We start from the raw sequence: 24,768 nt of genomic DNA, 5'->3' as shown, positions 1-24,768 counted from the left end.
GACTATTAAGAAATGATAAAACTAAGCACGGATAGGAATAAAGAAAATCCTAAAATAGCTCCGCAAACTTTCATATGACGTTTACGTCCCATCACAACGATTGCGACATACTCACGAATCATTGCATTAGGCCAGTAATAAAATGCAGTTTTTGATCCGATTCCTTGGCTATTAAGCCCCGCTTGTCTTGCATATATACCAGCGCGGAAAAGATGGAAATTATTCGTTGTAAAAATACTTCTATACTTACCTTCAGGTTTTAAAGACTCCATAATTTCTTTAGAGAACGACATATTTTGATATGTGTTTACAGAGCGATTTTCTTGCACTGTATGTTCAAGCGGGATTCCTTTTTCAACAGCGTACTTTTGCATCGCTTCCGCTTCTGGAAGACCTTCATCTGGACCTTGTCCACCAGAGAAAATGATTGTTGGTGGTGTATTCACAGCGGCTTGTTTCCAGTAAAAGTCGATTGCTTTATGAATACGACTTGCAAGTAAAGGCGGTACTTTATCATTAATTAAGCCGCTACCAAGAACGATGATGAAATCTTGATTACGCCTTGGTCTGTTGAATTGATATAGAAAATAAGCGCTTAAGAAGTTAGATAAGTGTATAAAGAAATATAAGGTTATAAGAGAAATTCCACCAAAAATAGGTTGCAAATGCGGTGAGAAGAAACTTGCTGGACTTATGAAAAAGAATAATATACAGAATAAAATACCTAAAGCAGCAATGAGTGTTAAACAGTTAGTGAACCGTCGTCCTTCGCGTTTCATTAAAATTCTCGCATTCAGAAATAGCCCAAACATTAAAGCAACAACACCGAAAGGAATCATAAGAATAAGTGCTAAAATAGGTAAAATTATACTATAGCGTAGGACATCAATACTTGAATTTACAGATATAATCACACAAAAAAGAAGGAAAAAACAGAAAAAAACATTAAATAAAAAGCCGTTTATTATTTTTCGCGGATCCTTTAAGTAAGAGATAAGAAAAATAATAAACAATATAAGAGGAATAATTCCAAAATACATAAATATAGTACACCTCAATTTGTATAATAATTTGACATACCCTTTATATTACATGATTTTATAATTGAAAATGAAAGAAAAAATGATTTAGAATTTTCTCAATAAAATATATAGATACATATGTTACAATGTATGGAAAGCGATATATTAAAAGTAAAATGGTTGAAAAGGCACTCTATGGAGTGTCTTTTCTTTTTTTCATGTAATTATGCATATTATATTTATTTTCAAGTGAAGAGGATTAAAATATAAGTGGTAGGCAGACTATATAAAGCAGAATTTCTTACAAACATTTCCCTCTACTTTTTGTATCTAACAATCGTATAACAATAAATAATTCTGTTTTATAGCGTCTGTTTATGAAAGGTGCCCTCTTTGAAGGCACCTTTTTATTGTTTCATGTAGATACTTTTCACTGTTGATATAGTGGAAAGTATCTATACTAAACATTAGCAATCTTCCGTATAAATATTATCAATTTACTATATATTCCAGTGGTGTTAACCTACATATGAAAGGCTTTCTTTTTCAAAATATTACCCCTAATAAATTTTTGAAGAAGTCAACTGTCTCCAAAACTGCCATTCATGCTTAGCAAAAAAGAATCCTTTTGGATTCTTTTTTGTGTTCGACATAATGTGACAAAATATATTTAAATAATTTGTTATATTGTTAAATGGTTATTATAGGAAAGAAAAGGAGACTTAAGTATGGGATTTAAAAAATTAATTTTAACAGGTGCAATTGTTGCAACTACAGCATTTACTTCAATTGGAACAGCGCAGGCAAGTGCAGATTTTAAAGATGTTCCAAACAATCATTGGTCTTATAAAGCGATTATGGATTTAGCAAATAAAAACGTTGTTGCTGGATACGGAAATGGGATTTTTGGATTTGGTGATGATGTAACACGTGAGCAAGTTGCAGCTCTTATGTTCCGTCATTTAAAACCGACAGTAAAAGAACAGTATAACAATCCGTATAAAGATGTTACGGATCGTTCAACTATGTTTAAAAAAGAGATTCTTGCTTTAACAGAGATGGGTGTATTCGTTGGAGATAACACAGGAAAATTTAGACCGAAAGATTCGTTAACTCGTGAAGAAATGGCACAAATTTTGACAAGGGGATTCCAATTGCAAATAAGAGGCGATCATAATTTCCCGGATGTAGATAGAAATGGATGGGCGAATCCTGCGATTACTGCAATTAAATCAAATTATATTACGGCTGGAACTGGTGATGGTAAATTCGCACCTAAAATGCATGTAAGTCGTGAGCAATACGTTCAGTTCTTATATAATGCAACGTTACCATTTGAAGAAAGACCAGGAGCAAAACAACCACAACCAGAAGTGAAGCCAGAAGTAAAACCTGAAGTGAAACCGGATCCGAAACGTTTTGCTAATTGTAAAGAAGCAAACGATGCTGGATATTATGACATTACAAGAGATAGTCCATATTATGGTAAGCATTTAGATCGTGATGGCGATGGAATTGCTTGTGAGAAAAAGAAAAAAGGTAAATAAGAAAAAGCACTCAGTTTGAGTGCTTTTTCTTATGGAAACATGCTATTTTTTTAGGCGGTTCTCATAAAATAAAAGTAAGGAAATGAAAGTAGGTGATAAAATGCCGTCAGTTGTGGAAGGCGTTATTATTGAAAACTGTAACGGAACGATTAATTTAGGAGATAAATATAACGTGCAGCCGATTGAAAAAACGAAAGCTTATAATGGATCAGGATCATCGAATACAGGAAAAAAAGTACAAACATTTAGTGGTATTAGTACAGCAGATGTAAGGGATAGCGATGCGAACGATCAAGGAATACAGTTTACTTTATAGATAAATATGTAAAATTGCATAAAATGATGAACGTGCCCTGTGCTACAATCTAGCTGTGAGCTGTTCATGATTCTTCTGTATTATAGTTGTTAGATTGGAAATATAACATCTTATCAAAAATCATACGTACAAAAAAGACACTTCAAACGAAGTGTCTTTTTTTATTTTAGTGATACCCTTTAGCAGAGTCTTTATGAATTTTATTTTTAAAGATACTGTAGCTCCAAAGTTGATATCCAATAACAATTGGTACCATAACCATTGCAACGAAGAACATAATTTTTAAGTTTAATTGACTACCAGCTGCGTTATATAGCGTTGTACTATAAGCATCATTAATACGAGATGGTAACATTCTTGGGAACATACCTGCAAATCCAGTTGTCATAAACATTGCGATTGTTAAGCAAACGAATGTGAATGCGAGACCTATTTTATGTTTGTACACCATAATAAGTGCGAGTACACTCATTAACATGGCAAGTACCGGAAGAATGAATAGTACCGGATATTCTGTGAAGTTTTGGAATAAATTTGTACGATTTGCAGTTGCTACATAGAAAATAGCTAAAATGATAGCAGCTGCCATTGAAAATGGTCTTGCGATTTTATAAGCACGATCAGATACTTCACCAGTTGTTTTAATCATAACCCAAAGGGCGCCAGATACGACGAATATAGCAGTGAAGAACAGACCACCTAAAATACCATAATGATTTAGTAAGCTTAGTAAATTTCCTTCATAGCCATTTTTTCCGATTTGTAGTCCGTAATAAAGGTTAGCGAACGTAACACCGAATAAGAAGGCGATTAGGAAACTACCAATTGTAAATGCCCATTTACAAGTTTTTTGCCAAATTGGTGAATCGTCTTTATGCATAAATTCAAGTCCGGCAGCACGAGCAAACAGTGCGAGTAATACTAAAAATAGTGGTGTATATAGGTAACTAAACATATTTGCATATGTGACTGGGAAGGCAGCAAATGTTGCGCCACCAGCTGTAATTAACCATACTTCATTACCACCCCAGAATGGGCCGATTGCTTCTTGTAATTGATTTCGTTCTTGTCGGTCTTTCGCAACGAAAGGAAAAATCATTCCGTTACCAAGTGCATATCCATCAAGAATGAAGTAAACTGTCCAAATCACGCCCCATAAACCAAACCAGATAATTGCAAGCATATCATGAGACATGAGCTGCACCTCCCTCAGTAGCAGGTTCTTCTAATGCTGCTGGTCCTTTTTTCGCGAACTTTAGCATTAAGTATACGTCTGCGATTAAAAGTAATGTGTAGAACAAGATTAAACTAATTAATGAGAACCAAATTTGTGGAACAGATATAGGTGATACAGATTCTGCTGTACGCATTAGTTTATAAACTGTCCATGGTTGACGACCTACTTCGGCAACAATCCAACCAGCGTTAATTGCGATATATGGTAGTAAGACAGACCATATTGTAATTTTTAAATAACGTTTTGAGTTTTCTAGTTTTCCTTTTCGGTTTAAGTAGAAACCGTACCAAGTTAATGCCATAAAGAACATACCAAGTGCAACCATTAAGCGGAAGCTATAGTACACGAGGTTAACATTTGGACGTTCATCTTTCGGGATATCTTTTAAACCAACAATTTCGCCATTAAATGAGTTTGTATAGAAGAAACTCCCTAGTTTCGGAATAGTAAGGAATTCAAAGTTCTTTTCGTTTGTTACATCAGGAATTTGAACAATCGAAAAGCCTTGTCCTTTTCCAGTTTCCCAAACTGCTTCCATCGCAGCTCCTTTAGCTGGTTGATATTTAGCTGCTGATACACCAGACTGATGACCCATAAACGGTGTAACAGTTGCAGCGAATAAACCTAACATTAAACCAAATTTAAATGATTTTTTGAAGAATTCCACTTCATTTTTACGTAATAAATGATAGGCGCTAATTGCCATAACGAAGAAAGCACCAACGATATAACAACCAATTACAGTATGGAAGAACATGTTCCAAGCATATGGATTTGTCACAAGTGCCCAGAAATCATTTAATTCAGCGCGGCCGTTACGTACGACGTAGCCAACAGGATTTTGCATAAAACCGTTTGCTGTAATAATCCAAAGGGCGGAAATATTTGTTCCAAGTGCAACCATCCACATACAGAAGGCACGGAACTTTGGTGAAATTTTGTCTTTACCGAATAACCATATTCCCATGAAAGTAGATTCTAAGAAGAAGGCAACGAGTGCTTCGATTGCGAGAGGTGATCCGAAAATATCTCCCATATATTTGGAGTACTCAGACCAGTTTGTTCCAAATTGGAATTCCATCGTAATCCCAGTTATAATCCCCATTACGAAGTTAATTGTAAATAATTTACCCCAGAAATTTGCCATTTTGCGGTATGTTGGATTCAATGTGCGGGCGTATTGAGTTTCCATACATGCTACTAAAATAACAAGTCCGATTGTCAAAGGTACAAATAAAAAGTGATAAAAAATAGTAATTGCAAATTGAAAACGACTCAGTAACAGAACGTCGGACATAATGAATATTCACTCCTTTTTTACATTATCTACAATCAGTTTATAGTGAAAATACGTTTTAAATAGGAGGGACTTGTTACAAAGGTGTGTGTATATTTTGAAAGAATTATGTCGGTTATCTGAAAATATCTTTTTTTCACTATAAAGTAATATCCTTTTTGAGTTTTTTAAATTTTGGTACACTATATAAGTAATGTAAATGAGAGAAAAGAGGGTTCTTTACTATGAAGTCATTAGAAGAGATTTTACAATACAATGAAAAATTCGTTGAAGAAAAAAAATACGAAGAGTACGAAACAGGTAAATTTCCAAACAAAAAGATGGTAATTATCTCTTGTATGGATACACGTCTTGTTGAATTATTACCGAAAGCGATGAATATGCGTAACGGTGATGTGAAAATTATTAAAGTAGCAGGCGCTGTTATTTCACATCCGTTTGGAAGTATTATGCGTAGTATTTTAGTTGCTGTATATGAACTTGGTGCTGATGAAGTTTGTGTAGTTGGTCACCACGATTGTGGTATGGCAAAAATTCAAGCAAGCAGTACAATTGAGAAGATGAAAGAGCGCGGTATAACAGAAGAGAAATTAGATACACTTCGTTATTCTGGAATCGATTTAGAAAGATTCCTACAAGGATTCTCTAGTGTAGAAGAAAGTGTAGAACATAGCGTATCAATACTTCGCAACCATCCATTACTTCCTGAAGAAGTACCTGTTCACGGTCTTGTTATAGATCCTGACACAGGAAAATTAGATTTAGTTGTGAATGGTTACGACAATTAAGAATTTACTTTGTCATCCTTTTTATCTGGGACAGGATCAAATCCTCCCGGGTGGAAAGGGTGACATTTTAATATACGCTTGCATGTAAGCCAAAACCCTTTCAGAGCACCATGTTTTTGAAATGCTTCTAATCCATAATGAGAGCAAGTTGGGTAAAAGCGGCACGTTGGTGGTGTCATTGGAGAAATGAATTTTTGATAAAAGCGTATAATCCCAATAAAAATCTGTTTCATAATGGTCTCCTTTTCAGCATAGTCTTAAAGTATTATAGCACGACTGTACATAATACTTTACTAATGTTGATTTCCGTTATATCATATTGGATATAACGGAATTAAATTAAAAGCGGGAGAGATGTTGTATGCCATCAGTAGAAAGCTTTGAATTAGATCATACGATTGTAAAGGCGCCTTATGTAAGACATTGCGGAGTTCACAACGTAGGTAGTGACGGTATTGTAAATAAATTCGATATTCGTTTTTGCCAACCGAATAAACAAGCAATGAAACCAGATGTTATTCATACGTTAGAACATTTATTAGCATTTAATTTACGTAAATATATTGATCGTTATCCGCATTTTGATATTATCGATATTTCACCAATGGGCTGCCAAACAGGATATTATCTTGTAGTAAGCGGAACACCAACGGTTCGAGAAATCATTGATTTATTAGAATTAACATTAAAAGATGCGGTTCAAATTACAGAAATTCCAGCTGCAAATGAAACACAGTGTGGCCAAGCGAAGCTTCACGACTTAGAAGGAGCACAACGCTTAATGAACTTCTGGTTAAGCCAAGATAAAGATGAACTTGAGAAAGTATTTGGATAAAAAGAAAAAACTGCCTGTGAAAGGGCAGTTTTTTTGTAACACGATGATAAATGAAATTATATCGACGATTTTTCGAATATATCGAACACAACTTGAAATATATCAACGATTTTTTTAATATATCGATGTTTCGAAACTGGATATCGACTTACCGACAAAAACTGCCAATAGTATGAATCAAATATAAAGAAGAGGCCGTCTAACATATGTGTTGGGCGGCCTCTTTTTTATGAAAGTATACTAGACACCCCAACATATAAAATAAAGGCAGAACCGAGAAAATAAACAAATGCTTTTGCTTTTTGCCGCTCTTTTATTTCATCGATTCCAAAAAGGATAAACATAATACTCAAAAGGATAAAAACGTATGGTAAAAGCATAGAGATATTTGCGAAGAAGCTAAATAGGGCGAGAATAAGAGCGATAGTAGCTATTATAATTCGAATGTTTTTAAACATATAATTCTCCTTTAAAAGAACATTATAAATGGAATAACAAAAACAATCGTAAAAAGACTTAAACCGATGCTAATAGCTCCAATTTGTTTTTGTTGTTTTTGAATCGTCTCAATTCCTACTAAAATGCCATATATACTAAAGAGGAACAAAATGATAGGTGAAAAGGTTTGAAAGTTCATTGTAAATGTGCTGTATAAACATAAGATTAAAGTAATAAAAACGATGGTTAGCTGTAATTTTCTTATATGCATTATAACCTCCTAGTAGAAAGATAGTTATTGAGAGACAAAAATTATAATAGCAACGATTAAAGTGAATACGCCAGAAAAGAAGGAGGGTGTACTATGTACTTTCTTTTGTTTCTGTTTTTCTTCTGCGCTCATGATGAAGGTCATAACAGATAAGGCGATGAGCATATAAGGCATTGTAACAGGTGCGTTTGTAAACATTCCGGATAAAGCGAGAGCGATGACGATAAGAGCCGATACAATTCGTAATGTTTTTAGCATACAAATCTCCACCTTTTAAATAGATTATTTACCGGAATATTTCTGAGAAGCCAAGCAGTAAAGCACCAGCTCCAGCCATGAAAGCAAGTATGCTGCTAGATTGTTTCTGTTTTTTTATTTCCTCTAAACCTATAGTGAAAGCCATAGCCCCTAAGAAAATGAACATGTAAGGCATAATGTCTCTGTTACCGCTAATAAATCCATAGATTGCTATAGATAAGGCGATAAGTGCAAAAGTAATTCGAACGCCTTTTAACATAAAAGCCCTCCTTCTAGTTTATGTAGGTAATGATGGGAACAATCTAAATGAAAGCACCTGCAACAATACAAATAAATCTAGTTCCTGAATCCTTTTTCCTGATTTGTTCAATGGTAATAAGAAGCAGTAAAACTCCTAATAGAGATTGTGAAAGTGGTAGAAAGTTATGTTGACCTGTCAATAAACTAATACTGAATATGATGTGGGCTAAAATAAGTGGTATATGAAGCGTATTATGAATTCTTCTTGCTGTTTTTTGTATAAGGGTTATCTTCTGGCTTATCAACAGAATGTTTATAAGCGTAGCCTTTATTAATCGTCATGACGGAGAGTACTAGTATGACTAGGACGATTATAATACCGATAATTAATATTTTGAACATGGAATCCCTCCTTTTCTTTATTTTACATAATTTTGTAATTGATGAAAACAATAGAAATTAAAAGGATGAAAGAAGGGTGTTACATGGAGACGAAAAAAACATATTATATATCAATAGGAAACGGTCAAATTTCACAAGTGAAGACGGCGGATACGTATAATTTTGAGATTTCCGCAAGTGATGAGGAAATTACGGAGTTAAGAGAGTACTTTGATCAAGCATATGTAGAGGATTTAGGTTCATTTGTACGTTCTCACGTTCCATTTGTTGAGTATCATCACGATTCGAATAATGACCGATATGATGAACAACTACAAAAAGCATATAAAATGATTTACGATTTAGGTAATCATGAGACGAAAGAATTAGTCGCGCAAATGGGAATAATCAATGGATTGTAATTGGATAATATTATGCAGAAAAGCGAGAATATGCTACAATTTGTGGTAGGAAAAACTTGTAACCATCAATAGGGGAGTAATGGCATGTACAAATTTAAAGATTATTACCACAATACTGTACAATTATCGTTTGAACGTTATCCATTTTCTCCTGAGCCAAAGCATGTTTGGGTTGTATGCCGGTACGGGGATCAATGGTTATTAACGCATCATTTACGTCGCGGTCTTGAATTTCCAGGTGGTAAAGTAGAATTAGGGGAAACACCGGAAGAAGCGGCAGTTCGAGAGGTTCATGAAGAAACCGGCGGCATAGTTTCTGATTTAACTTACTTAGGACAATATAAAGTATCTGGAAAAGACAAAATAATCATTAAAAACATTTATTTTGCAACAATTAGTGCGGTAGAAGAACATACGCATTACGAAGAAACGAAAGGATCTGTTTTATTAACAGACATTCCTGATAACATTAAAACGGATAGAAAATTTAGCTTTATAATGCGTGACGATGTACTGGCGCGCACGATGAAACATATAGAAGAAATCGGCTGTTTTACGAAGTAAAGTGGCCGGTTTCTTTTTTTGTGTGTAAGAATAAATGTAAATATATCTTTATATTATTTTGGGTATATTATACAATTTTGTAAAGATATATTTACATTTTAGGAGGGGGAAGATGGATAAAAGAAAAGAAACGACTGTTACTGTTTCGATGGGGAAATTAAATTTCTATTCATGTTGTATAGCATTTGCTCTGGCGATTGGAGTTAGTTTTTTACATTCACTTCTTTCAGGTGAGTTTCAAATTGAAATTACGTTACCAACCTTGTTTCTTTTTATTATCGCAATGATTGTTCTTGTTTGTATTCATGAAGCGATACATTTAATGGGGTTTCGCTATATCGGTGGTGTTCCGTGGAGTGAACTGAAATGGGGTGTTAATTGGAAATTAGGTGTTGCATATGCTCATTCTAAACAGGCGATTACAGTAAAGCAAATGAAGAAAGTGTTAATGCTGCCCTTTTTACCAACTGGAATTTTGCCAATTGTAATTGGGTTAACTACGAATGTGCAATCCATCTCATTTTTAGGGATTTTACTAACAGCAGGTTGTATCGGTGACATTGCCCTATATCAAAAAGTTTCAAAGTTTCCAGATGGTGCGCAAGTTAAAGATCATCCGAGTAAACCGCAGTTTACAGTATATGAATAATAAAGGAAGGGGAGGCGTTTTTGAAAAACGGCCTCTTTTTTGTTTGTCAGCTTTTGTCGGTAAGTCGATATATTGTAAAAAATCGCCGATGTAATTTATTTACTATTATTTTGTTTTCATTTCTACCTCTAAAAACGAAAGCACCTCCAACAAATCGTTCACCATGCGTGAATGTTCAAAGTCACCCCAAAACGAATCTCTCTTCCACACACCAAGAATCCCTACTTGTTCAGAACCAAGCACGTCGTTTTCTGGATGATCTCCAACGTAAAGACATTCTATGGCCTTAACATCTAGCTTTTTTAAAGCCCGTTCGAAAATCTCAGGATGTGGTTTTTTAATTCCTTCCGCTTCTGAAACGAGAATTGTATTTGTATACGTATGTATGTTTAGTGCGCGAAGATTATTCATTTGAAAGTCAGTAAAGCCATTTGTAATAATACCAATTTTAATATTTTGTTGTGTTAAACGATGAAGTAATTCATGCATGTTTTTGAAAGGAATACAATGGTGTTGAAAGTTTGTAATATAGTCGTGCAGCAGTTGCTCTGGTGTTAAAGTGGTAATGTTGTATTCGCAAAGGAGAGTAGCATATACTTTATCTTTCCACGTATAGCCATTATTATCGAGTTCAAGAAACCGAGAACAATACCCTGCTTTTTTTATGCTCATTAAGTGAGAGGCAAAGCGATTATATTGATCATGAATAAATTGTTCTAGAGATTGGCGCCGATCTAATAGTGTTCCATCTAAGTCGAATAAGACTGCTCGAATCATGAGAAACCTCCTTACAGTTTGTATAATTAATTATCGCATATTCGTTAAAAAATGATTATGATATTTTTGTAGAATGGAATAATGGAGGATTGTATGAAGAGACTGTGTGGCAAGTTAGTAGGGTTGATCGTCGCAATTGGTTTAATAGCAGGATGCGATAGTTCTATGAAGAGTGTGAAGGAAAAAGAAATTTGTAAAACAGAAGAAGAATGTGTGGAAATAGGAGATAAGAAACTTCAAAAAGTATATGAAAAAATAGATGGATTATCTGAACTTGAAGCAGTAGAAGATTATGATATAGAAGAGCATGAAAGTGCGGATATGAAAGGAGCAGAACAGAAAAAAGAAGAGGATGAAAATTACTTCTTTTTAGTTTCTTATTATATTGATGGTGATGAAATTGTAGATCCTTATTTTGAAAAAATAGAACGGAAACGTTTAAATAAAGTATTCGCTGAAGATAAAGAAGCGAAAGAAGAGGTGCTACAACAGCGTCAAGATAGAGGTTATCATGAAGACTTATGGGATATGTACCGCACGCTCATTCCAGCTAAATATCGCGGGAATATAACCGAATTTGATTTAATAACGGACGGTTATGACGGTGTTGTTGCTCACGTTATGCCTAGTATGGAGAATCCGAAAGATTGGACCCTAAGCTTAGATACACTTGATTCCGCGGTAAATATCGATGAAGTGATGAAAACATTAATTCATGAGACGGCTCACGTGTTGACGCTCGGGCATAAGCAAATACCAGTAGATGAAAACTATGTAAAGGATTTTGAAGAAGATAAAGATATTTCAACGTACCGAAATAACTGTGAAACTCTTTTCTTACAAGAGGGATGTGCGAGGGGAAAATCTTATATTAATCAATTTTATAACTCTTTCTGGAAGGACATTGAGCAGGAGTGGATAGAAAAGAAAGTAGAAGAAAGTGAAGAAACTCAAATTGAATTTTTTAAAGAAAAGCATGAGGAGTTTGTCTCACAGTATGGAACGACAAACGTAGCGGAAGATATTGCAGATACGTTTACAGCATTTATTTTGCAAGATTCAAAAAAGGTGAAAGAAGGATCGGAGTTAAAGTATAAAAAAATTGCGTTCTTCTATCAGTTCCCTGAGCTTGTAAAAATGAGAGCGGAAGTGTTGACGGGATTATATGATGTTTCGAAAACGTTAGAACAACAAAGTGGACACTAATGTGAGTTATATATGTTAGCCAAGAAAACGTAAAGAATTTTAGTTCTTTGCGTTTTTTATGTTGATAAAATTGAAGATTCTGTCTTTTTATCAAAAAGAAGAAGGAACTGAAGCTTTAAAAGAGAATTAGTATAAAAATGTCACAAATTAGACACAATTATAATGCGCATATTGTAGGGACTATAAGTTTACTCTCAAGGAGGTAATGAAACGTATGAAAACGATTCTTGCGGTTGCTGGTCTCATTTGGGTAATGTCTCACGGTTTTCCGATTTTTGAAGGAGAGCAAATTCGTAGTGCATTAAATAAAAAGTATGATGATTATCATGTAATAGATCGAAAAGAAAATGTCGTTACAGTACGTGTGAAGGATTGTTTCCATACAGTTACAGTTGCGGATGGAAACGTTACAAATGAAACAAAGATGTGTGATAAAAGGTAAAGAAAGAAGCTGACTATAGTTTATCGCCCTAAGTCAGCTTCTTTTTCGTTTTCCAATTAGAAGTTTTTCAAATGCCTCAACAAACACATACATAAGTGTTGCGAGGACGCAGGTGAGTAGTACGCTCAGTAAGACGAGCGTGAAATTAAATACTTGGAATCCGTAGCTAATTAAGTAGCCAAGACCTTGTTTAGAGACGAGAAGTTCGCCGAATATAACACCGACCCATGATAAACCAACGTTCACTTTTAACGTTGAAATAATTGCTGGGAAGGATGCAGGGAGAACGACTTGCTTATAACATTGCCATTTATTTGCGCCAAACGTGTCCATCACTTTTATATAGTTAGAATCGACTTCTTGAAATGCGCTGTAAATAACGAGAATGGTAATGATGATGGAAATGATTACCCCCATTGCAATCGACGAAGAAATATTTGGACCGAAGATTACAATGATAATAGGTCCAAGTGCCACTTTTGGCATGGCGTTTAGGACGACGAGATAGGGGTCGAGCACGCGAGCGAGAAGTGGCATCCACCAAAGAAAAGTAGCGATAATAGCGCCGAGCACTGTTCCAAGAATGAAGCCTACTCCTGTTTCAAGTAATGTCGTCCATATGTGAACCCAAAGCGAACCGTCAATCCATTTACTAAGGAAGAGATCCCAAATGCTTGAAGGAGAGCTAAAGAGTAAAGGATCAATCCACTCTTTTTTGCTAGCTATTTCCCATAGTGAAAAGAAAAGAATGAGCAGTAAAAGCTGCAGTGAGCGTGCTAACCATGCACGCTTACGTTCTTTTTTCTGAAACTGTTCATGTAGTTGCTTTATATTATCCAAGTCGCTCCAGCTCCTTCCATATATCTTGGAAGAGGGATGGGAAGTCAATGGTGGTGGCGTGATTCTAACGGTGATAAGGAACGGATGCTTTCTGGGACGATAAATGTTTTTGCAATTTTCCCGGGATTCGCTTGTAGTAAATAAATACGATCACTCATCGCAATTGCTTCTTCAATATCATGTGTTACGAGTAGTGACGTTTTCTTATATTTGCGTAGTAAGTTGAAAACGAGATCTTCTAGTTTCAATTTCGTTTGATAATCGAGTGCTGAGAATGGTTCATCTAGCAATAAAATTTTAGGATCTGTCGCTAACGTTCGAACGAGAGCGGCACGTTGACGCATACCGCCGGACAGTTCACGAGGGTATTGCTCTTCTACATCATGTAGACCGACTTGTTTTAAAAGCTGTAAAGTATGTTCTTTCGTCTGTTCATTGTAAATTTTTCGGGTGTGAAGTCCGAGCATAATATTTTCTTCAATTGTTTTCCAAGGGAACAAGTAATCTTGCTGCAGCATATATCCCATAGATGAAGTTTTCGTTGTAATAGGCTCACCATCTAAAAAGACGATACCTTCAATTGGATCAAGTAGCCCGGCAATAATGGAGAGGAGTGTCGTTTTGCCGCAACCACTTGGACCGAGTATAGAAATAAATTCGCCTTCTTCCACTTGTAAGCTCATATCTTCGAGAATTAGTTTGGCATTCTCTTTCGCGAAAAAGCAGTGAGAAACGTTACGTATTTGTAAAAAACTCATACACTTCGCCTCTATTTCTTAATAACGCTTTCGGCAATTTTTGTATTGACGAGCGCTTCATGTGGAACTTCTTTTTGTAATTCGCCAGCTTCTTTCATAATCGTTTGGAGCTGTTTCCATTCTTCAGCATCTAATAGCGGATTTGTCGCATAAGAATGTTGCTTTTTATAACGTTCAATTACTTTTACTGTAATGTCCTTTGAAGTGTCTTTAAATAATGGAGAAACGGTGTCAGCAATCTCTTCTGGACTATGTGTATCAACCCATTGTTGTGCTTTATAGAGCGCACGTGTGAATTTTTCAGCAGCATCTTTATCTTTCTTTAAGAAGCTTTCTTTTGCCATGAACGTTGTATACGGAACAGTTCCAGATTCATTTCCGAACGAAGCGACGATAAACCCTTTTCCTTCTTTTTCGAATATACTTGCAGTCGGTTCAAAGAGCTGTACAAATTCCCCAGTACCAGATGCAAAGGCACTTGCAATGTTAGCAAATTCGATGTTTTGAATTAAGTTTGTATCTTTGCGAGGATCAATGCCATTTTTCTTTAAAACGTATTCTCCAACCATTTGCGGCATGCCGCCTTTACGCTGTCCTAAAAACGTAACACCTTTTACGTCATTCCAATTAAAAGAGTCTAATTTTTTACGCGAAACTAAAAATGTTCCGTCTGTTTGTGTAAGTTGTGCGAAGTTAATGATAGGGTCTTTTGCACCTTGTTGATGAACATAAATAGACGTTTCAGAACCGACGAGAGCAATATCAATTCCGCCAGATAATAGGGCGGTCATCGTTTTATCTCCGCCAGCTGTTGTTTGGAGGTCAATATTTAATCCTTCATCTTTAAAAAATCCTTTTTCAATCCCGACATATAAAGGGGCGTAGAAGAGAGAATGGGTAACTTCGCCGATGCGAATGTTTTGCGTTTGTTCTTTCGTACCTTCCTTTTTACTACTGCAAGCAGCAAATGTGAAAACAGATAGTAACATGATGCAAAAAACAGCTATAAATTTTTTCACTATATGACACCTCCTAGAAGTCACTCTACAAGCATGATATGTAGGTAAGTGCCCATATGTGAGTGTAGATAGCAGGAATTTTTTGGGTGATAAAGAAGTACAAATATAAGGGGTGATAAAATGGAGTACGAATATGATGATAGCGTACATTTACATCTTGACTATTTCGGAACAGAATGTGATATGGAATCGATTGCTTATAAGCGGAAGAATGAAGACGTGTGGGATGTGTATTTTAATTTTGGAACATATGGTCTTCAGAAAGATGAGATCGAGACAGGTAGATTTATGGACGAATATGCTGGTCATTACGTTTTTTCTGTACATGCTCGTGATCTTAGTTGGGAATTTGGAAGTGCTCAATTTGAAGAGTGGGTCTTGAAAAATCATATAGTAGAAAAATCGCTGCAAAAATAGGGAGGAATTTTGTGGTCGATTTTCTCATTTTCTTGTTCATTTTCGTAGTCGGTTTTTTTATTATGCAAGTACTCATTTACAGATTTGCAAAGAAAAACATTCAAAAATATACAAAAAGAAAATGGATTCATATGTGGCTAGAGATGAATATGAAAAAGGGCCCGAGATTAGATCTTTTTGATTTTGTAGTTATCTTACTTGTATGTATTATATGGAAAGTATGGATGTATTCTCTTATATAATACATATGCTCATGTCTGTTAGAATGAAGCAGAACCTGTCAGTGTTGATAGGTTCTTTTCTTATGGTAACAATTTTGTGAAGCGTAGTTCATTTATGCTGTTAGAATATAGAGCGAAGAAGGTTTATCCCGTTCAATCCTGAATGGTTCGGACTTATTAAAGTTTCACTGCATTTTTAAGGGGAAATTAAGGATACATGTGTATTATTACAAGCACATAGGGAGACTAGCTGCATACAAATATGGTATTTTGTATATGACAATATGTTTGTTGATGCGAGACGAAGGGGTAAAGGAAAGAGGGAATAAATTGCGCTTTAATGTTTTTACACAGCGACGAAGAAGAGATGAATTTCATTTTAGTTTCTCGGCTCAGCAACCGAGAAAGAATCTATTAATTTCTATCATTCTTAGTGGAATGTGGGCGATCTGTTTAGAAACGCTATTCTTTGTTATGTTAAGGTCTTTCGAATTTGAGAGAACGAAAGATTTTTTTAATGGGGAAATACCGCTAAGTATACTCATTATTGTTTTGTGGAGTGTACTACTATATATCATTCATTTGAATAAAGGCATCAGTCATAAGCTTAGGCCGGCTATTCGAGTGTATGTCGTATTATTTTTAATTGCTCATACAATGAATTGGATGTATATCATAGTGCAGGAGGACATGAACCTTATAGTAGTAAATACATGGGTGTATTTACAATATGGACAGTATATATTAAGCCTGTTATTTATTTATATGGTATACGTTTTTGCATATAATTTGCTTGGAAGAGTTTTCTTAAGTACAACGATAACTAGCTTAGTCTTACTTATTTTTGTGATGGTGAACCATTTTAAACTCATTTTTAGAGGAGAGCCATTCTACCCGTCTGATTTTACACAGATTGGTCATATGAATTCCGTTATACCGATGGTCATGGAGTATTTTAGTTTTTGGAATATGTTCCTGACAATCGTTGGCATTGTGTTGATTGTATTTGTAGTTACGTATATACGAAAGTATATTCCAGTTATAAAATCACATATTATTATGAGGATTATTTTAATATGTGGCTCTGGGTTTATGTTGTATGGATATAGTAACTATCCTACTACCTTTATGAATGATTTATTTATAAAAGGTGGAGTAGACATCCGTGCATGGAATCAAGCTGCAAATTATAAAGCGAATGGTTTTATTATTGGATTTTTAAGTAACTTAGATACGACAGTTATTAAAGAGCCAGAGGAATATTCAAAAGAAAATATGCAGCAAATTGCAAAGGATATAGAAAAACAATATAGCGGCAAAGTAAAAGCACAAAAAAAAGTAGAGAAGCCGAACATTATATTTATTATGAGTGAAGCATTTTGGGATCCAACAAAATTAACGAATCTTTCATTTAGCGAAGATCCAGTGCCGAATTTACATCATTATACAGAGAATTTTCCAGGTGGACAAACGATAGCTCCTACATTTGGAGGGAATACAGCGAATACAGAATTTGAAGCCTTAACGAGTTATTCGATGAGTCTTTTAATGCCAGGTTCTATACCATATCAACAAGCTGTTCCAAGCCAAAAAGAGATTCCATCGATTGCAAGTGAGTTGAAAAAACAAGGGTATTATGCAAGTGCAATTCATGCGTTTAATCGATCGTTTTATAAACGTGAAGATGTATATAAAACATTGGGATTCGATAATTTTAATGCAGAAGATACGATGAAAAATAAAGAAGTAGTGGGAGACAATATTGGTGATTTATCTATGAGTAAAGAAATCATAGATGAATTAAATAAGAGAAAAGAACCTACATTTATTCATGCGGTGACGATGCAAAATCATTTTCCGTATACGCCAAATATGTTTGGAGAAAATAAAATAGAAATTAGTGGATTAACAGAAGAGGAATCGAAAGCGGAATTAGAAGCATATACAGAAGGTGTAAGACTGTCTGATGAAGCTCTGCAATATTTAATCGAGCAGCTTAACGATTTAGACAGACCTACTTTATTAGTCTTCTTTGGAGATCATTTACCTATGTTAGGAACTAATAAATCTATTTATAAAGAAGCAGGATATATAGAAAATGAAGAGACGGTAAGAGAAAGATTAATTATGTCAGAAACACCATTGTTAATGTATGCAAATTTTGATTTGCCAAATGACAATTTAGGTTTAGTAAGTCCAATTTATTTTTCTAATCTTGTTTTTGATTATGCAGGACTAAATCAATCACCGTTTTATCAATTTTTATCGGAAATGCATAAAGAAATACCGGTTCTTAGAGATGAGTTAAAGGTTAATAAAGATGGGGAAGAGATAACAGATTTAACAAAGAAACAAAAAGAAATGTTAGAGCAATATAAAATGATCCAATATGATTTACTTGCTGGAAAGCAGTATAGTAAAGATATACTTTTTAAATAGAACAAACAAAAAGAACTTGTATAACGATACAAGTTCTTTTTTTTATAGTATTTAACGGGGTAACCAGACAAGCTGGGTTTAGGGAGTATTACCTGTACATTTAGTATAAATGAAAATGTAATCGTTTTATTGATTGATTTGTGAGAAATATGTGAATTTTAATCTTTTCAAAAAATGCGTTCCAATTGAAGCGATTTGGTATAGATTTTTATGAATGCAAAAACTTTATAAGTTCTGCATTTAATTCATCCGCTTGATCAATTGGAGAGCCGTGACCGCTATTTGTAAGAGGATGTAACTGAGAATTTTTAATCCGCTTTTGCGTGAGTTCAGCGCTTTTGTAAGGGATAAGTTGATCGTGAACACCGTGGAATATTTTTGTTGGGACGTTAATTTCACTTAAATCTTTCGTTACATCTTCATTTGCGGCTGCTTGCAATATTTTGATGAGAGCGTAGGAAGCAGACTGCATACCGAGATAAGAAAACCATTCTAATGTAGCAGATCCTAAGTTTCTATTAAAAAATGATAAAGATACATCATTTAAAAATTTTGGCATATTGGCATACATTTGATTAATGAGGGTATCTGCTTGTTCTTTTGGGACACCATAGGGCGATTCTTGATTTTTAACGAAAGAGGGGGAAACAGCATCGACTAATACAAGTTTAGAAATACGATGGCCATTATAGCGGGACATGTACCGAATAGAAAGAGCACCACCTACTGAAAAACCGACTAATGTAGCATTTTCTACTTGAAGTGCTTCGAGAACAATGGCGATATCGTCTGCTAAACGATCGTATGTGTAACCAGTCCATGGTTTATCAGATTGCCCGTTTCCGCGTATATCCATAGCGATGCAGCGGAAACCATGCTGTGGTAACACATTGAGTTGATATTGGTACATTTGATGATTTAAAGGCCAGCCATGAACGAAAAACACGGTTTTACTACCGGGTCCAGGATTAACGTCTTGCACAAAAATATGCACATCTTTCTCGACGGTAACAAACATAAATTATCCCCCTAACCTATTCATATGCTCTATCCCAAAAGCGTTGTTTCGTCATGGCTTTAATAAATTTATTTGCAAGTTGCGTAGGGTTTTGTTCTATTAGGACGCCAGGCTTTCCTTCAATATTTAAAGATTGAATAACGGTAGATCCATTTTGAAAGGCACCAATTGGCTTAAAGTGATTATATGATTCTACGACAAATGAACTCGCTTTATTAAGAAACAGTTCATCAAGGTTTCCTCCAATAAGAAGTAGCCCGTCATAAAGAAGTGAAGATCCCGTTAAGAAAGTGTCATTCACGTCCCAACGTACATTTTGCGTTCCTTGCACAATACCTAATCGCTCGGAAACAATTACTGGCTGCAACCCAACTTGTTTGAATTGATTTAGTATATATTGCGCGTTTTGTCCGTCATATCCATTTGCAACAATGACACCTACTCGTAATGTATTAGGACTAAATGTCGTATTTGCCATACTGAGTGCTGGCGATGATTTCGTAACGCCCGATTCTTGAATATTTGGGACTTTTGCTCCGATCGCTTCAGCGACTAACGTAGCTAATTCAGTACTAATATGCCCAATCATAGTTACGACTTGTTGGCGGACCGATTTACTTTTTACTTTTCCTAATTCAAAGGAGAAGGCTTGCATAATATGAACCTTTTCGACGTTACTCATACTATTCCAAAATAAACGTGCTTGAGAGAAATGATCTTTGAAACTAGCGGCTGTTTCTCTCGTTTTATGCCCTGATACAGTAGAAGGATATGTAACGAACCCACCCTTTGTACCGGGGACAGTGTAAGGAGTGTTATTTGCTAAGGAATTATTATGGTAAGCAATTTTTCCTTTGTCGATTATATATTTAGATGCACCATCTCTTTGATTGTTGTGAAATGGGCATATCGGACGGTTAATCGGTAATTCTTGATAATTTGTACCGACGCGTGCCAATTGAGTGTCTGTATAAGAAAAGAGCCTACCTTGTAAGAGCGGATCATTTGTAAAATCAATACCACGGACGATACTTCCCGGATGAAGCGCGACTTGTTCCGTTTCAGCGAATACATTCTCGACGTTGCGATTTAATGTCATTTTCCCGATGATTTTAACGGGGAAATCTTCTTCAGGCCAAATTTTCGTCGCATCTAATATATCGAAATCGTATTTAAATTCATCCTCTTCTTCTAAAATTTGAATGCCAAGTTCGTACTCAGGATAGTTTCCAGCATTAATATTTTCCCATAAATCACGGCGATGGTAATCTGGATCAGCACCACCTAATTTTTGCGCTTCATCCCAAATTAATGAGTGAATGCCGAGCTTCGGCTTCCAGTGAAATTTTACGAATCGTGACTTTCCATTTTTATTCACTAAGCGAAATGTATGAACGCCAAACCCTTGCATCATTCGAAAACTTCTTGGAATGGCACGATCAGACATAATCCACATCATCATCGCAGCCGATTCTTGGTTATTGGCGATGAAGTCCCAAAATGTATCATGTGCTGTTTGTCCCTGTGGAATCTCATTATGCGGTTCAGGTTTAAGGGCGTGAATAAGATCAGGGAATTTAATGCCATCTTGAATGAAAAAAATAGGAATATTGTTTCCTACTAAATCAAAATTTCCTTCTTCTGTATAAAATTTAACGGCGAACCCTCGTACATCTCGATTTGTTTCATTCGCTCCTTTTGATCCAGCTACTTCAGAGAAGCGAACGAAAAGGGGTGTTTTTTTTGAAGGGTCTTGTAAAAAGTGGGCCATTGTTAGCTCTTCTAAAGATTCATATAGCTCGAATATACCATGTGCACCGTATCCACGTGCGTGAACGACTCTTTCAGGAATTCGTTCACGGTCAAAATGAGCAAGCTTTTCTCGCATTAGGAAATCTTCTAGAAGGGTAGGACCACGATCACCAGCGGTTAAAGTATTTTCATCATTTGAAATGGTAACACCTGTATTTGTCGTCATTTTCTTTCCTTCATTCTCACGCGTGAAGGGTTCCAGTTGTTCTGTTTTTTTATTTTTTTTGCCGTCCACATAAAACACCTCCCATAATATACGTATTATTGTTTATAGCTTTTATGCTTATATAGCCTGAAGATACTTTGCTTTATTGGGATGATTTTCCTCAAATGTTCGATTTATCTTTGTTTGTCTATGAAAATCATTTATTATAATAAATGGTATTCTTCGAGATATTATTTTGAAGGGGTGTTGAAGTGAAAGGAAGTTTTCTATCATATAAAGAAGAAGAAAGGAATGCAAAAATTTTTTTATGGGTGCTATATGTCATTGTTGTTTCATACCAAATTTTCTATGCAATCGTATTAGAAAATAAATCATTAACGGATATGGGGCATAGCATACTATGGCAAGTTATTTGCGGAACTGCAATACTCGGTGTGAATGTATATTTAATAAAAAAAGAGAAAGCGAACCTTGTTAAATATGCATGTGTATTTGCATACATAGGAATAGAAATCGTTAATATACTTTCGTATATGCTTTATAATGAGGCGGCATTTGATGGAGTAAATATAATAGAAATTATTTTCATCTTCTTTGTACCTATATTTTTAAATAAAAAATATTTTGTGTTTGTACTTTCGACAATTGTAGGGAAATATGTTATTTATTTATTCGTATTAAAGGAAGTAAAAGGATTCATGTTCCTCATTATGTATACACTCGTATTAATAGCGGCATACATCATTTTAAATCGATTTATACAATACCTTTCAGCGGTAAAGGAAAGTATTAAGATTGCTAGTGAATCACAAAAATTAGCAGTAATCGGAAAAATGGCAGCGACAGTGGGACATGAAATTAAAAATCCACTTGCTTCATTAAAAGGGTTTACGCAATTACAACGAGAGAAGCATGAGGAGGACCCTATTTACGAACAGATGATTTTTGAAATAGAAAATATGAATAATATGATAAGTGAGTTAATGGAAGTTGCTACATGTAAACCTTCTGTTTATAAGAAACATAATATAGGTGAAATTGCATTACAAGCAGTAAAAATTGTTCGCGAAAAAATGAATGAATCTAGCGTCCAGTTTATTTCTAATGTGGAAGAAAAGACGATAGAAGTTGAATGTGATGAGCGGAAAATAAGAGGAGTCTTTCTATATGTCATAAAAAATGCTCTGGAGGCAATGGAGCAAGGTGGCACATTAGAGTTACGGTTAGAAAACAAAGGACAAGATTATGTAATGCTAAGTGTAATTGATAATGGTTACGGTATTAAGAAAGAAAATTTAGCTCGTGTTAAAGAGGCCTTTTATACAACGAAACAAGATAAAATTGGCCTAGGACTTACTGTAGCGAATCGGCTTGTTACTGAGCAGCATCTTGGTGAATTACATATTTCAAGTGAAAGAGATATTGGAACTAGAATAGATATTATGCTCCCGAAGCAACGTGGAAATAATGAAATCCAAGAGGGAGAAAAGCTAGGAGTTACGATATGAATAAAGACAATATATTTAAAAATGAAGAAATGAAGGCACTGAAAATATTTTTAAGTTTATTTTTCATTATATTTTTTGTATACGATCTTGCCTACGAATTTATTGTACCTTTAATAGGAGGAGAGCAAGAAGGAGTAGGACAATTTGAAGATGGTTTAGGTTTATGGCTTTATTTTCTAATGGTGATTTTGTTTTGTATTGGAGTATACTTCATGAAATGGAAGAATCCATTTGCAGTGAAGTATATTATTCTAATTGGATATAACCTATTAGATTTTATCCATAATTTTATGATTTACTACGGTAGTGATGCTGAGTTTGATGGTGGGAATATAGTAGAAGGATTTTTTATTTTATTTGCCCCACTCTTTGTGAACAAAAGGTATTTTTGGTTAGTTACTGGTATACTTGTTGGGAAATACGCTCTTATAGGAATCATTATTCACTCGTCACTCGTTTTAATCCCGATGGCATTATATAGCGTATTTACTATCATATGTTGGATTATGTTTTTAAGGTTTCAATCTTACGTTCGTACGCTTGAGATGATGGATAAAGAAATACAACAAACAGAAAAGCTAGCAACTGTTGGGAAAATGGCTACAGTTATTGGTTACAAAATTAGAAGACCTCTAGCTAATTTAGATAAATTTGTTAATAAGCAAGCAAATAAATATCCTGAGGATAAAATATATAGTGATATTATGAAACAAGAAGTAGAGCGAATTCATACAATCGCTACAGAACTTAGTGGATTTGAGAAATCTAAATCACTAGAATCAGAAGTTCATAATATAGAAGAAATTATCGCTTATGTTATTCGAGTTATGGGAAAGCCTGCTTTAAAGCAAGGAGTGCACATACAAGGTATTTATAGTAAAGACATACCATCGATTACATGCGATGAAAAACGATTAAAGCAAGTATTTTTTAATTTAATTAAAAATGCGATTGAAGCAATGTCAGTTGGCGGAACGATTACGATTAAAGTGACTGTAGAAGATGCAATCATTGTTCAAGTTAAGGATGAAGGTTGCGGTATTCCAAAAGACAAAATTCCGAAGTTAAATGAAGCTTTTTACACAACGAAAGAAACGGGAACAGGTTTAGGTTTAGTAGTTACAGAAAAAATTATTAAAGACCACAACGGTAAAATGAGTTTTGAAAGTGAAGTTGGGGTTGGAACGACTGTGAAGATTGTATTGCCAATGTAATGAAAAAATTTTTAAAAGGGAGATTACTTATTTGAGAGTGATCTCCTTTTTTTGTTAAATAAATTACTGTTAAGAAGGAACTAAATATTAGTGATTAGAAAAATAGAATATACAGCACTGGCAGTAATTCCAGGGTTAATATAAAGAGATATAGCATCCCCTCTTGAAACAGGGTTTCCAGTTGTAATGCTAGTCCAAGTTACAGCAGCCGGACCTACGGCTGGAGTAGGATTAAATACTTGAATTTGTCCTGATCCAGTATCCGTCGGTTTAATGGAAAATACTATAGTTCCGGTAATTTTGTCCGTGGTAGTTAAGGTAATAGTAGTTAAAATGTAACTGGAAGTAGGGGCAGTGAGGTTTGTTGGGACATTCCTGCAAATATCAATCGTATAAACAGCAGCAGGTAAGTTATTTACATTTATAGATGCAGCAAAGCCAACTACACTACCGTCTCCAGCAGTGACATATGGAATAACATTGGAGTCAATGCCAGGAGAACCCGCTATACGTTGAAAACCAGCATTTGTTCCTTGAAAAATAATACTTTTTGCTGAGGCACTACCTGCAGTTCCAGTAGGTCCGGTAATGCCAGTAGAACCAGTAAATCCAGTAGGTCCGGTACTACCAGTAGAACCAGTAAATCCAGTAGGCCCGGTAATGCCA

29 protein-coding genes and 2 pseudogenes are annotated in these 24,768 nt (G+C 35.1%); 14 read left to right on the top strand and 17 right to left on the bottom strand.

Going from position 1 to position 24,768, the window contains the following annotated elements; translation table 11 throughout:
• Nucleotides 1-5 precede the first annotated feature (5 nt).
• The gene (locus GFJ36_RS24740; protein WP_087984896.1) at nucleotides 6-1,040 is read right to left on the bottom strand and encodes a YdcF family protein; all 1,035 of its coding nucleotides are present in this window, start codon (nucleotides 1,038-1,040) and stop codon (nucleotides 6-8) included.
• Nucleotides 1,041-1,750: 710 nt separating this feature from the next.
• Between GFJ36_RS24740 and GFJ36_RS24735 the strand changes: the two genes are divergently transcribed.
• Together GFJ36_RS24735 and GFJ36_RS24730 are read left to right on the top strand one after the other, a co-directional pair.
• On the top strand, nucleotides 1,751-2,569 hold the full coding sequence (locus tag GFJ36_RS24735) for an S-layer homology domain-containing protein (RefSeq protein WP_088609444.1): 819 nt from the start codon (nucleotides 1,751-1,753) through the stop codon (nucleotides 2,567-2,569).
• Between the two features lie 82 nt (nucleotides 2,570-2,651).
• Nucleotides 2,652-2,885: a spore germination protein gene (locus GFJ36_RS24730; RefSeq protein ID WP_033657613.1), complete on the top strand. Its 234-nt coding sequence runs from the start codon at nucleotides 2,652-2,654 to the stop codon at nucleotides 2,883-2,885.
• Nucleotides 2,886-3,051: 166 nt separating this feature from the next.
• On the opposite strand, the gene cydB is transcribed toward GFJ36_RS24730, so the two are convergent.
• On the bottom strand, nucleotides 3,052-4,080 hold the full coding sequence (gene cydB / locus GFJ36_RS24725) for a cytochrome d ubiquinol oxidase subunit II (RefSeq protein ID WP_000017650.1): 1,029 nt from the start codon (nucleotides 4,078-4,080) through the stop codon (nucleotides 3,052-3,054).
• Nucleotides 4,070-5,419, bottom strand: coding sequence for a cytochrome ubiquinol oxidase subunit I (gene cydA, locus GFJ36_RS24720; protein ID WP_097889157.1), 1,350 nt, complete (start codon nucleotides 5,417-5,419; stop codon nucleotides 4,070-4,072). Before cydA ends, cydB begins: the two co-directional genes overlap by 11 nt.
• Nucleotides 5,420-5,643: 224 nt before the next feature.
• Here cydA and GFJ36_RS24715 point away from each other — a divergent pair, with 224 nt between their 5' ends.
• A complete protein-coding gene (locus tag GFJ36_RS24715) occupies nucleotides 5,644-6,207 on the top strand; it encodes a beta-class carbonic anhydrase (RefSeq protein ID WP_000838167.1) in 564 nt (187 codons plus the stop codon).
• On the opposite strand, the gene yidD is transcribed toward GFJ36_RS24715, so the two are convergent.
• Nucleotides 6,204-6,440 (bottom strand): membrane protein insertion efficiency factor YidD, encoded by a 237-nt coding sequence (yidD, locus tag GFJ36_RS24710; RefSeq protein ID WP_000809334.1) that lies wholly within the window; start codon nucleotides 6,438-6,440, stop codon nucleotides 6,204-6,206. The two genes, GFJ36_RS24715 and yidD, sit on opposite strands and share 4 nt — an antisense overlap.
• A gap of 128 nt (nucleotides 6,441-6,568) precedes the next feature.
• On the opposite strand from yidD, the gene luxS reads away from it, so the two are divergent.
• A complete protein-coding gene (luxS, locus tag GFJ36_RS24705; RefSeq protein WP_001141371.1) occupies nucleotides 6,569-7,042 on the top strand; it encodes an S-ribosylhomocysteine lyase LuxS in 474 nt (157 codons plus the stop codon).
• Nucleotides 7,043-7,269: 227 nt separating this feature from the next.
• On the opposite strand, the gene GFJ36_RS24700 is transcribed toward luxS, so the two are convergent.
• Genes GFJ36_RS24700 through ytzI form a run of 6 tightly spaced genes read right to left on the bottom strand, consistent with a single transcriptional unit; the run spans nucleotide 7,270 to nucleotide 8,651 of the window.
• A complete protein-coding gene (locus GFJ36_RS24700) occupies nucleotides 7,270-7,500 on the bottom strand; it encodes a YczI family protein (protein WP_088064646.1) in 231 nt (76 codons plus the stop codon).
• Between the two features lie 11 nt (nucleotides 7,501-7,511).
• Entirely contained in the window at nucleotides 7,512-7,751 is a 240-nt protein-coding gene (locus GFJ36_RS24695; RefSeq protein WP_097889158.1) for a hypothetical protein, read from the bottom strand.
• Nucleotides 7,752-7,775: 24 nt separating this feature from the next.
• Complete coding sequence (locus tag GFJ36_RS24690; RefSeq protein ID WP_097889159.1) at nucleotides 7,776-8,009, bottom strand: hypothetical protein; 234 nt, start codon at nucleotides 8,007-8,009, stop codon at nucleotides 7,776-7,778.
• 28 nt (nucleotides 8,010-8,037) lie between these two features.
• Complete coding sequence (locus GFJ36_RS24685) at nucleotides 8,038-8,268, bottom strand: YczI family protein (RefSeq protein WP_088064643.1); 231 nt, start codon at nucleotides 8,266-8,268, stop codon at nucleotides 8,038-8,040.
• A 43-nt stretch (nucleotides 8,269-8,311) separates the two neighbouring features.
• Nucleotides 8,312-8,509: a DUF3953 domain-containing protein gene (locus GFJ36_RS24680; RefSeq protein WP_088609457.1), complete on the bottom strand. Its 198-nt coding sequence runs from the start codon at nucleotides 8,507-8,509 to the stop codon at nucleotides 8,312-8,314.
• Nucleotides 8,502-8,651 carry a YtzI protein gene (gene ytzI, locus GFJ36_RS24675; protein WP_000472802.1) on the bottom strand — a complete coding sequence of 50 codons (150 nt, stop codon included), beginning with the start codon at nucleotides 8,649-8,651 and terminating at the stop codon, nucleotides 8,502-8,504. Before ytzI ends, GFJ36_RS24680 begins: the two co-directional genes overlap by 8 nt.
• 83 nt (nucleotides 8,652-8,734) lie before the next feature.
• Between ytzI and GFJ36_RS24670 the strand changes: the two genes are divergently transcribed.
• From GFJ36_RS24670 to GFJ36_RS24660, 3 genes are all read left to right on the top strand, one after another.
• Nucleotides 8,735-9,052 (top strand): hypothetical protein, encoded by a 318-nt coding sequence (locus GFJ36_RS24670; protein WP_000448410.1) that lies wholly within the window; start codon nucleotides 8,735-8,737, stop codon nucleotides 9,050-9,052.
• An 84-nt stretch (nucleotides 9,053-9,136) separates the two neighbouring features.
• Entirely contained in the window at nucleotides 9,137-9,616 is a 480-nt protein-coding gene (gene mutTA, locus GFJ36_RS24665; protein WP_000276386.1) for an antimutator 8-oxo-(dGTP/GTP)ase, read from the top strand.
• Between the two features lie 112 nt (nucleotides 9,617-9,728).
• Nucleotides 9,729-10,265 (top strand): DUF3267 domain-containing protein, encoded by a 537-nt coding sequence (locus GFJ36_RS24660; protein ID WP_097889160.1) that lies wholly within the window; start codon nucleotides 9,729-9,731, stop codon nucleotides 10,263-10,265.
• Between the two features lie 105 nt (nucleotides 10,266-10,370).
• Here the strand turns inward: GFJ36_RS24660 and GFJ36_RS24655 are convergent, their stop codons facing one another.
• The gene (locus tag GFJ36_RS24655; protein ID WP_097889161.1) at nucleotides 10,371-11,042 is read right to left on the bottom strand and encodes an HAD family hydrolase; all 672 of its coding nucleotides are present in this window, start codon (nucleotides 11,040-11,042) and stop codon (nucleotides 10,371-10,373) included.
• Nucleotides 11,043-11,123: 81 nt separating this feature from the next.
• Here GFJ36_RS24655 and GFJ36_RS24650 point away from each other — a divergent pair, with 81 nt between their 5' ends.
• Both GFJ36_RS24650 and GFJ36_RS24645 read left to right on the top strand, forming a co-directional pair.
• Nucleotides 11,124-12,248 carry a zinc metalloprotease gene (locus tag GFJ36_RS24650; RefSeq protein ID WP_097889162.1) on the top strand — a complete coding sequence of 375 codons (1,125 nt, stop codon included), beginning with the start codon at nucleotides 11,124-11,126 and terminating at the stop codon, nucleotides 12,246-12,248.
• Nucleotides 12,249-12,462: 214 nt separating this feature from the next.
• Nucleotides 12,463-12,690, top strand: a complete 228-nt coding sequence (locus tag GFJ36_RS24645; RefSeq protein WP_000849118.1) for a hypothetical protein — start codon at nucleotides 12,463-12,465, stop codon at nucleotides 12,688-12,690.
• Nucleotides 12,691-12,723: 33 nt separating this feature from the next.
• On the opposite strand, the gene GFJ36_RS24640 is transcribed toward GFJ36_RS24645, so the two are convergent.
• From GFJ36_RS24640 to GFJ36_RS24630, 3 genes and pseudogenes are all read right to left on the bottom strand, one after another.
• Complete coding sequence (locus GFJ36_RS24640) at nucleotides 12,724-13,530, bottom strand: ABC transporter permease (RefSeq protein ID WP_088064640.1); 807 nt, start codon at nucleotides 13,528-13,530, stop codon at nucleotides 12,724-12,726.
• Nucleotides 13,523-14,288 (bottom strand): annotated as a pseudogene (locus GFJ36_RS24635) (ABC transporter ATP-binding protein). The gene GFJ36_RS24640 and the pseudogene GFJ36_RS24635 overlap by 8 nt, the downstream one beginning before the upstream one ends.
• 11 nt (nucleotides 14,289-14,299) lie before the next feature.
• Nucleotides 14,300-15,307, bottom strand: coding sequence for an ABC transporter substrate-binding protein (locus GFJ36_RS24630; RefSeq protein WP_137035365.1), 1,008 nt, complete (start codon nucleotides 15,305-15,307; stop codon nucleotides 14,300-14,302).
• A gap of 120 nt (nucleotides 15,308-15,427) precedes the next feature.
• On the opposite strand from GFJ36_RS24630, the gene GFJ36_RS24625 reads away from it, so the two are divergent.
• From GFJ36_RS24625 to GFJ36_RS24615, 3 genes are all read left to right on the top strand, one after another.
• Nucleotides 15,428-15,724 carry a DUF3986 family protein gene (locus GFJ36_RS24625; RefSeq protein ID WP_088064638.1) on the top strand — a complete coding sequence of 99 codons (297 nt, stop codon included), beginning with the start codon at nucleotides 15,428-15,430 and terminating at the stop codon, nucleotides 15,722-15,724.
• A gap of 11 nt (nucleotides 15,725-15,735) precedes the next feature.
• A complete protein-coding gene (locus GFJ36_RS24620; protein WP_087984884.1) occupies nucleotides 15,736-15,966 on the top strand; it encodes a hypothetical protein in 231 nt (76 codons plus the stop codon).
• Between the two features lie 273 nt (nucleotides 15,967-16,239).
• Nucleotides 16,240-18,384, top strand: coding sequence for an LTA synthase family protein (locus GFJ36_RS24615; RefSeq protein ID WP_141542725.1), 2,145 nt, complete (start codon nucleotides 16,240-16,242; stop codon nucleotides 18,382-18,384).
• A 208-nt stretch (nucleotides 18,385-18,592) separates the two neighbouring features.
• Here GFJ36_RS24615 and GFJ36_RS24610 read toward each other — a convergent pair whose 3' ends face one another.
• The gene (locus GFJ36_RS24610; protein ID WP_088064636.1) at nucleotides 18,593-19,402 is read right to left on the bottom strand and encodes an alpha/beta fold hydrolase; all 810 of its coding nucleotides are present in this window, start codon (nucleotides 19,400-19,402) and stop codon (nucleotides 18,593-18,595) included.
• Between the two features lie 16 nt (nucleotides 19,403-19,418).
• Nucleotides 19,419-21,449 (bottom strand): catalase, encoded by a 2,031-nt coding sequence (locus GFJ36_RS24605; protein ID WP_097889163.1) that lies wholly within the window; start codon nucleotides 21,447-21,449, stop codon nucleotides 19,419-19,421.
• Between the two features lie 182 nt (nucleotides 21,450-21,631).
• On the opposite strand from GFJ36_RS24605, the gene GFJ36_RS24600 reads away from it, so the two are divergent.
• Entirely contained in the window at nucleotides 21,632-22,888 is a 1,257-nt protein-coding gene (locus GFJ36_RS24600; protein WP_088064634.1) for an ATP-binding protein, read from the top strand.
• Nucleotides 22,885-24,102, top strand: a complete 1,218-nt coding sequence (locus GFJ36_RS24595) for an ATP-binding protein (protein ID WP_097889164.1) — start codon at nucleotides 22,885-22,887, stop codon at nucleotides 24,100-24,102. The genes GFJ36_RS24600 and GFJ36_RS24595 overlap by 4 nt, the downstream gene beginning before the upstream one ends.
• Nucleotides 24,103-24,182: 80 nt before the next feature.
• Here the strand turns inward: GFJ36_RS24595 and GFJ36_RS24590 are convergent.
• Nucleotides 24,183-24,768 (bottom strand): annotated as a pseudogene (locus GFJ36_RS24590) (collagen-like protein); the annotation flags it as partial.

The sequence above is a fragment of the Bacillus sp. EE-W1 genome (assembly GCF_009760835.1).
GTDB classification, from domain to species: Bacteria; Bacillota; Bacilli; order Bacillales; family Bacillaceae_G; genus Bacillus_A; species Bacillus_A wiedmannii.
Note: the sequence above shows the minus strand (reverse complement) of the source record. Positions and strands in the feature narration are given on the sequence as shown.

Bases quoted from the DNA above. Each gene is read 5' to 3' on its own strand.
- GFJ36_RS24715 (WP_000838167.1), top strand. From the start codon at position 5,644: ATGAAGTCATTAGAAGAGATTTTACAATACAATGAAAAATTCGTTGAA.
- GFJ36_RS24695 (WP_097889158.1), bottom strand. From the start codon at position 7,751: ATGCATATAAGAAAATTACAGCTAACCATCGTTTTTATTACTTTAATC.
- GFJ36_RS24690 (WP_097889159.1), bottom strand. From the start codon at position 8,009: ATGCTAAAAACATTACGAATTGTATCGGCTCTTATCGTCATCGCTCTC.
- GFJ36_RS24685 (WP_088064643.1), bottom strand. From the start codon at position 8,268: ATGTTAAAAGGCGTTCGAATTACTTTTGCACTTATCGCCTTATCTATA.
- GFJ36_RS24625 (WP_088064638.1), top strand. From the start codon at position 15,428: ATGGAGTACGAATATGATGATAGCGTACATTTACATCTTGACTATTTC.
- GFJ36_RS24650 (WP_097889162.1), top strand. From the start codon at position 11,124: ATGGAGGATTGTATGAAGAGACTGTGTGGCAAGTTAGTAGGGTTGATC.
- yidD (WP_000809334.1), bottom strand. From the start codon at position 6,440: ATGAAACAGATTTTTATTGGGATTATACGCTTTTATCAAAAATTCATT.
- GFJ36_RS24645 (WP_000849118.1), top strand. From the start codon at position 12,463: ATGAAAACGATTCTTGCGGTTGCTGGTCTCATTTGGGTAATGTCTCAC.
- GFJ36_RS24610 (WP_088064636.1), bottom strand. From the start codon at position 19,402: ATGTTTGTTACCGTCGAGAAAGATGTGCATATTTTTGTGCAAGACGTT.
- cydB (WP_000017650.1), bottom strand. From the start codon at position 4,080: ATGTCTCATGATATGCTTGCAATTATCTGGTTTGGTTTATGGGGCGTG.
- GFJ36_RS24595 (WP_097889164.1), top strand. From the start codon at position 22,885: ATGAATAAAGACAATATATTTAAAAATGAAGAAATGAAGGCACTGAAA.
- GFJ36_RS24730 (WP_033657613.1), top strand. From the start codon at position 2,652: ATGAAAGTAGGTGATAAAATGCCGTCAGTTGTGGAAGGCGTTATTATT.
- luxS (WP_001141371.1), top strand. From the start codon at position 6,569: ATGCCATCAGTAGAAAGCTTTGAATTAGATCATACGATTGTAAAGGCG.
- ytzI (WP_000472802.1), bottom strand. From the start codon at position 8,651: ATGTTCAAAATATTAATTATCGGTATTATAATCGTCCTAGTCATACTA.
- cydA (WP_097889157.1), bottom strand. From the start codon at position 5,419: ATGTCCGACGTTCTGTTACTGAGTCGTTTTCAATTTGCAATTACTATT.
- GFJ36_RS24655 (WP_097889161.1), bottom strand. From the start codon at position 11,042: ATGATTCGAGCAGTCTTATTCGACTTAGATGGAACACTATTAGATCGG.
- GFJ36_RS24740 (WP_087984896.1), bottom strand. From the start codon at position 1,040: ATGTATTTTGGAATTATTCCTCTTATATTGTTTATTATTTTTCTTATC.
- GFJ36_RS24735 (WP_088609444.1), top strand. From the start codon at position 1,751: ATGGGATTTAAAAAATTAATTTTAACAGGTGCAATTGTTGCAACTACA.
- GFJ36_RS24670 (WP_000448410.1), top strand. From the start codon at position 8,735: ATGGAGACGAAAAAAACATATTATATATCAATAGGAAACGGTCAAATT.
- mutTA (WP_000276386.1), top strand. From the start codon at position 9,137: ATGTACAAATTTAAAGATTATTACCACAATACTGTACAATTATCGTTT.
- GFJ36_RS24700 (WP_088064646.1), bottom strand. From the start codon at position 7,500: ATGTTTAAAAACATTCGAATTATAATAGCTACTATCGCTCTTATTCTC.
- GFJ36_RS24660 (WP_097889160.1), top strand. From the start codon at position 9,729: ATGGATAAAAGAAAAGAAACGACTGTTACTGTTTCGATGGGGAAATTA.
- GFJ36_RS24615 (WP_141542725.1), top strand. From the start codon at position 16,240: ATGCGAGACGAAGGGGTAAAGGAAAGAGGGAATAAATTGCGCTTTAAT.